Raw genomic sequence first — 13,405 nt, forward strand, 5'->3', positions numbered from 1 at the left:
AAGATATAGTCTTTGCCCTTGCGTTGGCAAATAAAATCCCTTAATTCAGGGCGCTCAGCTAAAAAGTGTTCGTCCCAGCGGATTCGGCCTTCCTTCTGGCCGGATGTAACAGTACCGACCTTCTTGAAGCTAACTCGATAACTTCTCTTTTTCTCGGAATCCCACTTATTTTTATAGGTGTAAACGTAATAAGCCGAAGGGCTCTTTTTAATAATGAGCGGAGGAAGTTTTGGCGTATTCATAATTACAATCGATTATCTAATTAGGTAATCTAGTATAACACGAAAAATCCTTTTATTCCACTGAAATAAAAGGTTTTTTTTGTGATTTTTAAATTTTTAGTTCTCTAGTTCTGCAATTTTTCAGTGAGCCGTTGTCGTTTTAGGGGGCCAAAACGGACACCCGTACCGCCTTTCATCCTTTTTTTTAAAAAAAGAAATCCCCGGCGAGAATTCTTTACCGGCAGCGACTACTCTGTTTTAAACAATCGAAGAAATCACTAGGAGATTGGCTGATGCGGCCCTTCTATTCGCAAATTCCGTTCCGCGATTTGATATGATTTTCATTAAATGAGGGAGGGCAATGTATCACGTTTAAATCGCTCCCAACCTAGGGCACAAACCAAACGGAAAAGAGTTTCAGGAAAGGGCCTCAGCGTTCTCTTTTAGGCGCCGATGTTTTTGGCATGACCCTCGGCTCTACAAATGAAGGATTCTCTCTGCGGAGAATTTCGATTTTTCAGCAACGATTAACCGAAATGTAGGATAATCCATAGTTTGAGTTTGAAACACTAAAAGGCTCTGTTTAGAGTTCGAGGATCCCAATGTTCCAATCATTTAGAAACCAGAAACGATGGCTGATGCTCCTAGCTATGATTCTGATCATTCCGGCATTTGTGTTTATCGGCATTAACGGCTACAGCCGTCTGAACCCAGATGCAAACGCAATTGCCAAGGTTGACGGAAAAGGAATTCAGCCTGAAGAATTCGACGGTCAGAAACGAGAGTTTATCGAACGCGAGCGCAACCGTCAGGGCGGTCAGATTGATACCAGCCTCTTTGATACCGCTGAGGCTAACTCGGCAATCCTTCAGCAGATTGCTTCCAGACGAGCTCTGCTTGCTCAGATGTCTCATCATTACATGCAGGTAAGCGACGCTGACGCGATCAATGTGATCAAGAACGCCGACGCGTTCAAAAAGGACGGCCAGTTCTCTCCTGAACTGTACGAGAATTACCTCGCAGCCCGCGGCAAGAGTGACCAGCAGTTTGTGCAGGAGCTGCGCAGAGATCTGGTTATGGACATGCTGACCAATTCTGTTGCTCAGACCGTGTTTGTTCCTAAGAAGTCCGCAGCTATCCTCAACGATATTCTGAGAGAAGAACGCACAGTCCGTACCATTTCATTTGACCCGGCTTCCTATATGAGCCAGGTCAAGATCACAGACGAAGAAATGCAGAAGTACTACGACAGTCACAAAGATCAGTTCCATGCACTTGAGATGCTGAACATTGAATTTGTTGTGATGTCGCCGCAGACAATCAAAGTCACAGCGCAGCCTTCTGAAGATGAACTCAAGGCCTACTACGAACAGAACAAAGCTCGTTTCGGCGTTCCTGAAAGCCGCAGAGCTTCTCACATTCTGATTTCTTCGGACAGCGCTGAAAAGGACGCTGCAAAAGCGGATGCGGATGCCAAGGCTAAAGCAGAAGAAATCTATAAAGAAGCCAAAGCCGATCCCTCTAAGTTCGCCGAGCTTGCGCGCACGAACTCTTCAGACGTCGGTTCCGCTCAGAACGGCGGCGATCTGGACTACTTCGGTAAGGATCAGATGGTTCCTGAATTTGAAAAAGCCGTTTTTGAAGCTAAGAAGGGAGACATTCTTCCTCCGGTTAAAACGGAATTCGGCTATCACATCATTCACGTGACCGACGTGATTCCGGCAGCGATAAAGAGTTTTGCTGAAGTTCGTCCGGAACTCGTAACTCTTTGGCAGAATCAGCAGCGCCAGCAGCTGTTTGCGGAAAACGCCGACAACTTCACCAACATGGTTTACGAGCAGAGCGACAGCCTGGAACCGGTTGTTGAGAAATTCGGATTAAAGATCCATAAGCTGAATGATCTGACCGCAAACGGTCTTCCGCCGTCCTCAGAGGATGCGGCCTACATTACCAAACGTGTGGTTGAGGATCTTTTCTCACCGGATTCGCTTCAGGAAAAACGCAATACTCAGGCGGTTGAAGTCGCTGCCAACACTCTGGTCTCAGCCCGTGTTGTGCAGCACAGCCCCGCTCACCTGAAGACCTTTGCTGAGGTGAAGGAAGAGATCAAGAGCGAGCTTGAGCATCAGAAAGCGTCTGAGCTTGCGAAGAAGGCCGGCGAAGAAAAGCTTGCTCAGCTTCGCGCGAAGAAGGATCTCGAAGGTTTCGGCCATACACAGGTCGTTTCCCGCGTCAATCCTCAGTCTCAGTCTGAAACACTGGTGCAGGCCGAGCTGAGTGTTCCTGCGAAAGTGCTTCCTGCATTTACCGGTGTTCAGGTTCCCGACGGTTCTTACGTAATCAGCTATGTTGAATCGAGCAAGATGCCCAAGAATGACGACTCCCAGGCAGGCCAGATTCATCAGTCGGCTCTGCACGCGCAGTCCATGGCGGAGGAGCAGGCTTATTACGACGCTCTCAAGCGCTTATACAAGTTTGAAATTCTGAAGAAAGAATTCGACTACCAGCCGCAGAGAGCAATGAACTAAAACTGAATCTCAGCTAAGCACGACCGCCTCAGGATTTGAGGCGGTTTTTTCATGTGCGGAGTTTTGAAAGACGATTTTTATTTATGAGCACCAGGCTGATCGGCAGCTTCGAACCGACCGCTGCTGCCGTTTGGTATCGGCAGCAACTCGGTCCTCAAGTCGAATTTGTTTCACCCAAGGTTTTACTCACGCAAGTGAAGCAGAGTTGTTTTCTTTAGCAGCTGAGTGAACGGCGATCGCTTTTATTTCACTCTTTTGACATAAAAATAGCTTGCGTCCACTCCGAAATGAAATTCCGGATTTTCACCAACTCTAAATTCGGAGAATGAGTTGATCGTTCCGTGACCGCGTGAGTTTCCTAGGAGAATTGAATGATTTCCGGGTTCTGCATAATAGACTGTCATTTCTCTTGATTCGAGTTGAGCAACCTTCTTATTGTTGTCGTAAATGTAGAATGTTGCTCCGGAAGAGGTCAACGCTCCGTAGTCTCTCATCAGAGTGACTTTAATAGGTCTTTCTTTAGTTGGGGTTGCCTGTGCGGATGGTTGAACAAATATTGCCTTGTCAGCGGTTAGGTTAGAAGTGGTGCAGCCAATAAGGAAAGCGAACAGAGGCAATAAGATGAGAGGGTTTTTCATTTTTTACTAGTGTCGATAAGTTTATTAAATCGGGCGAGGTATTTTAATTATAGTTAAAGCCCATATTAAAGCCTTAGGCATTCAAAAGCGGAGACTATTTCAAAAACTATTTTGGCGGTGTACAGATCGGTTTTGATCATGAGGCAGCCTCTTATGATGCAGGCCGTATGCTCGTCGGAGCCGAGGTAACCTATTTGCGGCGGTACGGAGATTACGCAAACGGCGGCAGCTCTAAAAATCATTCTGCCGGCGTTACGTTGTACGGTACACACATTGGAAACAATGGAATGTATGCAGACATCACGCTGAAAGCGAGCCGAATGCACAATAAATTTACCGCTGTCTCCGATATGAACCATTACGTCTCAAAAGGATGCTTTAATACGTATGCGGTCCAAACCGGAATAGAGGCAGGAAAGAGTTTCACATTCGGCGTGGAAGAAAATTGGTTCGTGGATCCGCAGGTTCAGAACCTGTACGGCAATATTCGCCATACCTCTTTTAAAACCGATACCGGTGTGACCGCTCATGTGAAGAGCATGAACAGTCTGATCGGAAGAGCAGGCGTCGGCGCCGGTTATAAGGTAAAGCAAGGCAGTGCGTTTATTAGAGCTGACGCTCTGCGTGAATTTACCGCCGACTATAAGGCGGGTTATTCCGTGAAGAACGCGCGGAACAAAAGCAAGGTTGATTTGAAAGATACTTGGGCGAGATCTCAGCCCGCGCGACTTACCGATTTGATAAGAACGTGAGCGGATTTGCACATGTGAAGCGTTCATTCGGCGGCAAGCTTCAGCAGGAGTACCGAGTAGACGCAGGTGTTCGCTTTATTTCTAACGTTCCTCAAGAACAATCTTGACGAGATTGGCGATCTCCACCTGGGAGCGGATAGACATTTTGCGGCACAGAGAGCCGCGGTGAATTTGTACCGTTTTTTCTGTAATGCCGAGTTTTTGCCCGGCCTCCCGATTGGAGATTCCGTCAGCGAGCGTGAATGCAACTTCTTGTTCGCGTGTAGTCAGGGTGTTGAATTTCTCCAGTATTTTGCGTCTGTCCCGCACCTTGTCCGAATTTTTTCGGTTGAGCGCGCAGGCATTCTCAATCGCCAGAATCAGCCGGTCGGCGTCGACCGGCTTTTCCATGAAATCAATCGCACCGTGCTTGAGTGCGGATACACACATATCAATTGAAGCGTGTGCCGAGCAGAAAATAATCGGCAGAGGATTGCGCTCTTCATTCAGTATTTCCTGAAGTTCCAGCCCGCTGATTTCCGGCATCCTAATATCCAGCACAAGACAGCCGGGGATGCTCGGATCATCATTATCAAGAAACTCTTTGGCAGAGCCGTATGCTGAGACGAGATAACCGGCGCTGCTCAGGAGAAACTCCCATGACTTCAGCATATCCGGATCGTCATCGACAATTCGAACACGAGCGAGTGAATCAGGCATTTTTACTTTCCTTTGTTAAAGGCAGACGCAGTGTAACAATTAAAGAACCTTTATCGTCCGTATCAAAAGTTAACGATCCGCGATGAGCTTCGGCGATGCGGCTGACGATCGGAATGCCAAGGCCCATACCGTTTTTCTTAGAGGTCCAGAGCGGTTTTTTAATGTTTTCAATTGCGTCAGGCGCAAGGATCGGGCCGTTGTCCGTGGCGGCAAACACCGCTTTACCGTTTTCTATCGATAAGCAGATGCGCACCAGAGGCGAGGGCTGCTCTTCGCAGGCTTCGACAGCGTTTTTAATAATGTTGTGTACTGCCAGGTGGAGCTCAGTCTCATCTGCGTCAACGAACACTTCTTCAGGACAGGGTTCAAATGAAATTTCCGTACGTTTTGTTCGGGTTTTGAGCAGATCGGAAATTGAACGCTCAATAATCTCTTTTAAATCCGTCGGCTTTCTCTCCGAGGATTTTTTCCCGGCATAAGAACGAACCTTTTTAATGATGCTGTTCGCTCGTTCGATTTGTGCGCCGATGTTTTCAATCGACTCGTCGAGCGCCTTATCGGTCATCCTACCGCTCTTGCGCAGCAGGCGCATCCCCTGAAGATAATTGCCGATGACAGAAATCGGCTGTTTAAGTTCATGAGAAAGTGTGCTCGACATTAAACCGATGACACCCACTCGCTGCATAGCGGCAAACTGTTCTTTAATTTTGTCGGATTCTTTTTGGACTTTGATCAGCTGTCGGGTGCGTTTTTCAACGAGGCGATTGACGCTGAACCAATGGATGAAGAAAAGAATCAAAGCGCCGAGCGCGGCTAATATGTAAGGAGACTTCTCTTCGAGATGACGCATAAGCGCCGATCGTGAGAGTTTTTCGTATTGTTCCTCGTTAAGCGCCTTGAAGAGCTCGTGTCCCTGGGAAATATCTCCGCCGACGGTCCAGACGAAACCGTCGTGGGCGGGAGTGTCGAGGAGCTCTGCGAGAATTAGTCGATTTAAATAAGGATCGGCGTCATAGGAAGCCGCAAATACCGGTCCCAAATAAAGCCGCGTGCTGCTGACACAGGAAAGCGCTTTCTGATTTTTAACTGCCTGAGGTTTAATTTCTTTCATCCTGGGGTCAAAATTATGCTCTTCTATGTAACAGGCGGGAATAATGCCGAGTGCGGATTTTCCGGAGATAACCGAATCGATGACATCGTCGTAAGAACCGAGGAAAGAAACGGAATCAAAGAAATGTTTCGGGTTCTGATGCAATTCGAAGATTTCCCGCCTGAGAGCTCCGTAGGAGACGTAATCCCGTTCGGATTTTGCGGCGAGAGTCTGACCTTCGAGCTGCAGAAGCGTTTTATTTTCTTCGCTTTTGAGGGAAATGATCGTTCCGCCTTCGGATTCGGTCGGGTTCACCGCTCTCGGATGCCAAAGCACAGCCAGGCGCGAAGCGGAATTCGGACCGGAGGAGGCGGATACGCCGAGATAGAACATGCTGTCAGAGATAAAGTAATCAATCTCGTGGGATTCGATTTTTTTTCTCAATTGATTACTGGTCAGATTTTCGATTTCAACTCGATATTTTCCCTTCAGCTGCTCTTCGATATCCTTCAAAGAGTCACTGATAAAGTTTTGATACTTAGGCGTATCCGTAACCATCTGACAGCCGATGCGAATCACCGGCAGTTCGGATGCTGAACTGATTAGACAGACAGCCATGAGCGGCAGTAAGAAGAAAACCTTAGGCATTTCTTAAGCGAATTAGGATATTTATCCTAAACGATCATCAATAAAATTTATCTCATGAAAATTCATTAGCAGTAAGTTTCTCACAGGATCACTTACTTGCGCTATTCATATAAATGCGAATTTTCTAATCTGAATAAACCCCTTTATAGGACTCAGGATAGTCCGTTTTTTGGAGACCTCAGAAATGCTAAACAGACGCAGTATTTTAAAAGGCAGTTTCGCCGGTACATTTGCAGCCGGTCTGGCAGCGGTTTCAACTGTCTCGGCAGCCGAGAAGAAAGACGCTCAGCCTGCAGGCAAGAACAATGTTTATGACGTAATCGTGCTGGGCGCCGGTCCTGCCGGACTTGTCACAGCAATTGCCGCCAAACAGGCCGGTGCTAAGAAAGTTGTCGTTTTTGAAAAACGCGACCGTCCTGACGGCAACGCTATTTTTGCTTTAGGTTCTGTCTGCGGCTGGGGTTCCCGCCATCAGAAAGAGCAGGGCATTAAGGATACTGCTGAAGACTTCTACGCCATGATGATGGACGTCTCCAAGCAGATGGGCGACAAGGCTCTGAACCGCACATACACCGACAACATTCCGGCTGCTATTGACTGGCTCGAACAGGATATTGGAGTTAAGTTCGGAAAGATTCGTCCGATGCCTTATCCGCGCTTAGGCCGTACTTGCCGTGTTGACGGCGAAGGCCTCACCGGCGGTGCTCAGCTCGTTAAGAAACTGCTTGCTGCCGCTGAGAAAAACGGTGTTGAAGTTAAATTCGAGCACAAAGGTATTGAGCTTCTGCACAATGACAAGATGGAAGTGACCGGCGTCAAGATCCAGACACCGAACGGCCAGGAAGAATACTTCTCCAAAGGCGGTGTCGCGATCGCGACAGGCGGCTTCTCTGCCAATCCTGAAATGGTTGACAAATACATCGGCGGCTGGGCAACCCGTATGGTGCTTCGCGGCTCTAAGTCCACAACCGGTGAAAACATTTCTCTGACGCTTCCGCTTTATGCGAAATGCGTCAACATGGACCAGTTCCACTCCGGTCCGATCATCGGCGCCACACACGTTAACCCGGCCGACGTTCTGAACTCCGGCTACGGCGTTCAGGTGAACACCGCCGGCAACCGCTACATGGACGAAAACAACACATACGTGATCAAGGCCCGCACAACTGCGCAGCAGACTCTTGACAACACCGGTTATGTGATTGTTGACTCTACCTGCCCGGTTCTTGACAAAGTTATTCCGAAGTTTGATCGTCTGAACAGCCCGTACGGCAAGGGCAACACTATTGAAGAAGCGGCAAAACAGGTCGGTCTTCCGGCTGAAAAGATTGCCAAAGTGGTTGCTCAGTACAATCAGGCGCTCAAAGACGGCAAGCTTGCCGATATGAATCCTCCGTGCACCTATAAGAAGCCGCATCCGATTGAAAAGGCTCCGTTCTACGCAGTTCCGCTTCAGGGCGGTATGACTGCCACCTTCGGCGGCCCGCTCATCAACACCAAGGCTGAAATCCAGAGCCTGGACGGCAAGACCATCCCGGGTCTCTACGCAGTCGGCAACTCCGCCGGTGGTATTTTCTTCCACAACTATGCGGGCGGCGCTCAGTTAGGCGCAGCGACTGTGTTCGGACGTATCGCGGGTAAAGAAATGGCTGACCGTGCACAACAGGCCAAGTAAGAGGAGATTGACATGAAAAAAACACTTTTAGCGCTTGCTTCTTTAGCAATTACTTCTGCGTTCAGTCTGTCCGTTTACGCGGCTGACGCTCCGGCAGCTCCTGCTGCGGCGCAGCCCAAGACTCTTGAACAGGTCCACGGCGCAATGTGGCCGAAAAGCGTTGACGGCTATGTCACTAAATATCAGTGCATGAAATGTCACGGCGACTATGAAAAACTCGGTCAGATGACTTCGGATCTGTCTCCGAATCCGCATAAATCCCATCTGGGTCAGGTGAACTGCGAAGACTGTCACAAACCGAATCTTGCCAAACCCGTGCTGATGTGCAACCAGTGCCACAACTTCACGATCCGCAAGATCGAAAAACCGGCTAAGTAATAGTCTGATTGAGCAAGACGCCGCAATTTGCGGCGTTTTGCGTTTCCGGCTTATGGTGCGGTTTCGGAAAGCACTCTGGCATTAAGGCCTTAACAAGAAGGAGTCCCGGGTGAGGTTTTAGACTCCCAAGAAGAGTAACTTCATGTTTTGGTCATAAAATTTAAACAGCCTGAGAAGTAACAGTATAAATATGGAATCTCAAATTACCGTCAGAACTGAACTGCGGCCGGGAGATATCGGACGCCTAATCGAATACGCCGGAATCTACGGCAGTGCGGATTTTGGTTATCCGCTGTCGTTTGAGGGATATGTCGCTAAGACATTTGCTGAGTTTCTGATAGATCCCCAGCCGCGCAATCGAATTTGGATCGCTGAAGACGAAGGAGGCTCTTTTGTCGGATCAGTTGGCGTTGTTGACCGTGGAGAAACCGCACAGCTCAGATGGTTCAACCTTGATCCGAAATACCGAGGCCGCGGAATTGGCGGACGACTGTTTAACGATGCGATGCAGTACTGCCGTGAAGCAGGATTCAAAAAAGCGTGGCTCTCGACATTTACTGAAAGTGAAACTGCGATCGGGCTCTATCGCCGCAGAGGTTTTAATCTGATCGAAGAGAAGCCGTTTACTCTGGAAGATCGCGCGCTGAAAGAGCTTATTTTCGAAAAAAATCTTTAAGAATGAGATACCGTCCAAAGTATTTGAGATTGCATCTAACAATTTCTCAAAACCAGACCTAATGGGATACTCAGTCAGTCGGGATATCTTTAGACAATGAAAAATAACATAAAGATTAATTCCTTGGATTGAAGAGATGTTAGCTGCGGGCGGGGTCTAAATTCCTGTGGAAGCTGTTATTTTGCAGGAGTCCGCGATTGTAGTTTCTAATGCGAAAAGGCAGACTTTAATGACGATGGTTGTATGGGAACAGAAAGTAAGAGACAGGCCCTGGAAGCAGTCACATCAGTTGTGGGGGATGGTAATAAATCTAACGTATAGCGAACAAATCAAGAATTCTGATTTGAATTTAAGACTTTTGGAGAGAATTCCAGACAAGCTATGGAGAAGAAGGGATTCGACAGGTAAGTTTTAGATCCAAAAATTAAAAAAGTTCTTTAAAAATTAGTCTAGATATCTGATACCATACTTAAGTGAGTTCCCCGCGCGAGCGGGGTTGAACCGAGAGGAATTAGGCGGCAGATGTTCATTGTCATGAGTTCCCCGCGCGAGCGGGGTTGAACCGTGATAGCTGGAGTGCCGAGCTTAGTCTTCCGAGAGTTCCCCGCGCGAGCGGGGTTGAACCGCGTCACGACTACTTCACGTCTGCTTTGCCTTGGAGTTCCCCGCGCGAGCGGGGTTGAACCTCCAACAGGGGCGAGTTTCCAGTGCGCCCCTGTGAGTTCCCCGCGCGAGCGGGGTTGAACCGTAATAAAACTTGGTTTATAGCGATATTCAGCAGAGTTCCCCGCGCGAGCGGGGTTGAACCGAGAAGCTGAATCTGAGGGGGTCATCCGCAGGCGAGTTCCCCGCGCGAGCGGGGTTGAACCGACGATTTGGAACAAAAAAGAAAAAGGAATCCAGAGTTCCCCGCGCGAGCGGGGTTGAACCGACGACTCTGAATGCCGGTTATTTGATTCCTGTGAGTTCCCCGCGCGAGCGGGGTTGAACCGGTTCAGAAGAATTTAATGGCGTATCAGTCTCAGAGTTCCCCGCGCGAGCGGGGTTGAACCGGTGCCAGACGTCGAGACTCTGGGGGTCAGTGGGAGTTCCCCGCGCGAGCGGGGTTGAACCGACTTCCCCAGGCGCTCGCCGTGGTCAATAAACGAGTTCCCCGCGCGAGCGGGGTTGAACCGGGGAAATCACCTGCGAAGAGCTTAACGATCTTGAGTTCCCCGCGCGAGCGGGGTTGAACCGGTCGATCGAGTATGCAGAGGCGAACGTGAGGAGAGTTCCCCGCGCGAGCGGGGTTGAACCGCGATAAATGTGCCGCGCTTTAGGCCGTGAGTGGAGTTCCCCGCGCGAGCGGGGTTGAACCAGGTCGTCCGCTGGGGTGTCATCACTTACTTCACGAGTTCCCCGCGCGAGCGGGGTTGAACCGGTGGTCTGACAGTCAGCGGAGGTAACGGCGCTGAGTTCCCCGCGCGAGCGGGGTTGAACCGGCCCCTGGCCTGCTCAAATCTCTGTACGCCACGAGTTCCCCGCGCGAGCGGGGTTGAACCGGAAAACGGCAGGTACAGGCACTTACGGTACTAGAGTTCCCCGCGCGAGCGGGGTTGAACCGTAAAGATTAACGGCATAGCGCGTCAAGTGTCCGAGTTCCCCGCGCGAGCGGGGTTGAACCGATTTATACGCATTCGCATAAATAAATTCGATTGAGTTCCCCGCGCGAGCGGGGTTGAACCGCCCGTACCGTCCATTTTCGACGGCACTGATATGAGTTCCCCGCGCGAGCGGGGTTGAACCGGCTTTAATACAAGCTGGCACGATGAATATAGAGAGTTCCCCGCGCGAGCGGGGTTGAACCGCTAAGCAACAGCATGACATCGTTAATCAATATTTTTTCGAGTTCCCCGCGCGAGCGGGGTTGAACCGGCAGACCCTACAGAAACAAACATCGGTATCGAGAGTTCCCCGCGCGAGCGGGGTTGAACCGCCGATTTCGAGGATTTTCTTGAGTACAACAAAGAGTTCCCCGCGCGAGCGGGGTTGAACCGGGCTGGACGTATGTTGCTGAATGGAATGGAAAGAGTTCCCCGCGCGAGCGGGGTTGAACCGAAACGTTTCCTTCGTTGTTTTTTATCAATTCAGAGTTCCCCGCGCGAGCGGGGTTGAACCGCAGCTACTAGTGTTTGCGATCCTAACGCAAATGAGTTCCCCGCGCGAGCGGGGTTGAACCGCTCGAGCGACTAATGGCAACACCGCCCTCCTGGAGTTCCCCGCGCGAGCGGGGTTGAACCGGCATTATCCAGCGCTCAACGCGCTCTATTCCTGAGTTCCCCGCGCGAGCGGGGTTGAACCGCGATTGTTCTTTCTGTTTCGTTTCATATCGTTGAGTTCCCCGCGCGAGCGGGGTTGAACCGCAGAATCTACAGAGCGATCTAATCGGCAGCCAGAGTTCCCCGCGCGAGCGGGGTTGAACCGTTAACGATTTTTTCAGGATAAAATTTCAACGGGAGTTCCCCGCGCGAGCGGGGTTGAACCGCGGTAATGCTCCTATTTCTGGATTTGATCAGGGAGTTCCCCGCGCGAGCGGGGTTGAACCGTACAATGTGTTGGGCGTTAACCCATTCATTTCGAGTTCCCCGCGCGAGCGGGGTTGAACCGCGGGGGGAGAATACCTAAATCTCTCAACATATGAGTTCCCCGCGCGAGCGGGGTTGAACCGAGTTTAGCGGCTTTCAACTCTTTAACCTGTTCGAGTTCCCCGCGCGAGCGGGGTTGAACCGTCATAAAAAAACGGAGGTCGGTTATTAGCCGCGAGTTCCCCGCGCGAGCGGGGTTGAACCCGTATCCAGGAGAGATAAATGGCCTCAGATATCGAGTTCCCCGCGCGAGCGGGGTTGAACCGGCGGTTAGTGACGGCAGCCGGGAAAGACCGGCGAGTTCCCCGCGCGAGCGGGGTTGAACCGGATGCTTACTGGATATTAGGGCTCATGAAACGGAGTTCCCCGCGCGAGCGGGGTTGAACCGCCGAACATGGTTCTTTAAGCGTCAGGTCAACAGAGTTCCCCGCGCGAGCGGGGTTGAACCGTATCGGCGAGCAGGTCATGGATCATGACTCTTTGAGTTCCCCGCGCGAGCGGGGTTGAACCGACTGAATTTATAGCGATAATCCGCATATCTCTGAGTTCCCCGCGCGAGCGGGGTTGAACCGGATTGCAAATTCCTCAGGATGCTCTAGAGCCAGAGTTCCCCGCGCGAGCGGGGTTGAACCGTGAGCGTAATAAAACAATTATGTTCCCATAACGAGTTCCCCGCGCGAGCGGGGTTGAACCGACTGAGTTTATAGCGATAATCCGCATATCTCTGAGTTCCCCGCGCGAGCGGGGTTGAACCGAAGGGGGTTGGACGTAAATCTGAAATACGGCAGAGTTCCCCGCGCGAGCGGGGTTGAACCGACCTACAAACCCGCGTAAATTAGCGGCATAAGGAGTTCCCCGCGCGAGCGGGGTTGAACCGTCCTGCGACAGAGTCGGCAAATTGTCAAATTTGAGTTCCCCGCGCGAGCGGGGTTGAACCGCGGTAAATGTTCATTGTCATAAGTCAAAGTGAGAGTTCCCCGCGCGAGCGGGGTTGAACCGGTCCTGCAGTTGAGGTCGGCTTGTCTGGTAACGAGTTCCCCGCGCGAGCGGGGTTGAACCGAGTTCCCGGATTATTCAGAATCGGAATCAGGAAGAGTTCCCCGCGCGAGCGGGGTTGAACCGTTGTTTTGTAATCGAACGAGCGATCAAAACGAGAGTTCCCCGCGCGAGCGGGGTTGAACCGAAAGAGCGGTTTACGCTGAAACCACAAAGGTTGAGTTCCCCGCGCGAGCGGGGTTGAACCGACCAACGGGAAAATTCTTTATAGCGAGTAATGGAGTTCCCCGCGCGAGCGGGGTTGAACCGTAGAACAGGGGCGCACTGGAAACTCGCCCCTGTGAGTTCCCCGCGCGAGCGGGGTTGAACCGACGCTGGCGGGGTTAGAACCAAGGAAGGTAATAGAGTTCCCCGCGCGAGCGGGGTTGAACCGTATTGCAAACTCCTCAGGATGTTCCAGGGCCAGAGTTCCCCGCGCGA

At 50.8% G+C, this 13,405-nt stretch carries 7 protein-coding genes, 2 pseudogenes and 1 CRISPR repeat array; of the genes and pseudogenes, 5 read left to right on the forward strand and 4 right to left on the reverse strand.

The window, feature by feature from the left end:
- Window positions 1–242 (reverse strand): annotated as a pseudogene (locus NFR90_RS10910) (IS1634 family transposase); the annotation flags it as partial.
- Window positions 243–823: 581 nt separating this feature from the next.
- Between NFR90_RS10910 and NFR90_RS10915 the strand changes: the two are divergent.
- On the forward strand, window positions 824–2,749 hold the full coding sequence (locus tag NFR90_RS10915; RefSeq protein ID WP_251453025.1) for a SurA N-terminal domain-containing protein: 1,926 nt from the start codon (window positions 824–826) through the stop codon (window positions 2,747–2,749).
- Window positions 2,750–2,991: 242 nt separating this feature from the next.
- On the opposite strand, the gene NFR90_RS10920 is transcribed toward NFR90_RS10915, so the two are convergent.
- A complete protein-coding gene (locus tag NFR90_RS10920; RefSeq protein WP_251453027.1) occupies window positions 2,992–3,387 on the reverse strand; it encodes a hypothetical protein in 396 nt (131 codons plus the stop codon).
- A 104-nt stretch (window positions 3,388–3,491) separates the two neighbouring features.
- Between NFR90_RS10920 and NFR90_RS10925 the strand changes: the two are divergent.
- Window positions 3,492–4,139: pseudogene (locus tag NFR90_RS10925) on the forward strand (autotransporter outer membrane beta-barrel domain-containing protein); the annotation flags it as partial.
- A gap of 81 nt (window positions 4,140–4,220) precedes the next feature.
- On the opposite strand, the gene NFR90_RS10930 reads toward NFR90_RS10925, so the two are convergent.
- Window positions 4,221–4,838, reverse strand: a complete 618-nt coding sequence (locus NFR90_RS10930) for a response regulator transcription factor (protein WP_251453029.1) — start codon at window positions 4,836–4,838, stop codon at window positions 4,221–4,223.
- Window positions 4,831–6,576 (reverse strand): ATP-binding protein, encoded by a 1,746-nt coding sequence (locus tag NFR90_RS10935; protein WP_251453031.1) that lies wholly within the window; start codon window positions 6,574–6,576, stop codon window positions 4,831–4,833. Before NFR90_RS10935 ends, NFR90_RS10930 begins: the two co-directional genes overlap by 8 nt.
- Window positions 6,577–6,760: 184 nt before the next feature.
- On the opposite strand from NFR90_RS10935, the gene NFR90_RS10940 reads away from it, so the two are divergent.
- The 3 genes from NFR90_RS10940 (at window position 6,761) to NFR90_RS10950 (ending at window position 9,305) form a co-directional block, all read left to right on the forward strand.
- A complete protein-coding gene (locus NFR90_RS10940; RefSeq protein WP_160335941.1) occupies window positions 6,761–8,251 on the forward strand; it encodes an FAD-dependent oxidoreductase in 1,491 nt (496 codons plus the stop codon).
- 12 nt (window positions 8,252–8,263) lie between these two features.
- Window positions 8,264–8,629: a cytochrome c3 family protein gene (locus tag NFR90_RS10945; protein WP_160335942.1), complete on the forward strand. Its 366-nt coding sequence runs from the start codon at window positions 8,264–8,266 to the stop codon at window positions 8,627–8,629.
- A gap of 190 nt (window positions 8,630–8,819) precedes the next feature.
- Window positions 8,820–9,305 carry a GNAT family N-acetyltransferase gene (locus tag NFR90_RS10950; protein ID WP_251453033.1) on the forward strand — a complete coding sequence of 162 codons (486 nt, stop codon included), beginning with the start codon at window positions 8,820–8,822 and terminating at the stop codon, window positions 9,303–9,305.
- A 475-nt stretch (window positions 9,306–9,780) separates the two neighbouring features.
- Window positions 9,781–13,358: direct repeats of the CRISPR family, unit length 29 nt; unit sequence GAGTTCCCCGCGCGAGCGGGGTTGAACCG.
- Window positions 13,359–13,405 lie beyond the last annotated feature (47 nt).

Origin of the sequence: Parasutterella muris (assembly GCF_943193095.1) — a bacterium.
GTDB classification, from domain to species: Bacteria; Pseudomonadota; Gammaproteobacteria; order Burkholderiales; family Burkholderiaceae_F; genus Parasutterella; species Parasutterella muris.

Excerpts from the sequence above, each read along its gene's own strand:
- NFR90_RS10915 (WP_251453025.1), top strand. The coding sequence starts at position 824 with ATGTTCCAATCATTTAGAAACCAGAAACGATGGCTGATGCTCCTAGCT.
- NFR90_RS10920 (WP_251453027.1), bottom strand. The coding sequence starts at position 3,387 with ATGAAAAACCCTCTCATCTTATTGCCTCTGTTCGCTTTCCTTATTGGC.
- NFR90_RS10930 (WP_251453029.1), bottom strand. The coding sequence starts at position 4,838 with ATGCCTGATTCACTCGCTCGTGTTCGAATTGTCGATGACGATCCGGAT.
- NFR90_RS10935 (WP_251453031.1), bottom strand. The coding sequence starts at position 6,576 with ATGCCTAAGGTTTTCTTCTTACTGCCGCTCATGGCTGTCTGTCTAATC.
- NFR90_RS10940 (WP_160335941.1), top strand. The coding sequence starts at position 6,761 with ATGCTAAACAGACGCAGTATTTTAAAAGGCAGTTTCGCCGGTACATTT.
- NFR90_RS10945 (WP_160335942.1), top strand. The coding sequence starts at position 8,264 with ATGAAAAAAACACTTTTAGCGCTTGCTTCTTTAGCAATTACTTCTGCG.
- NFR90_RS10950 (WP_251453033.1), top strand. The coding sequence starts at position 8,820 with ATGGAATCTCAAATTACCGTCAGAACTGAACTGCGGCCGGGAGATATC.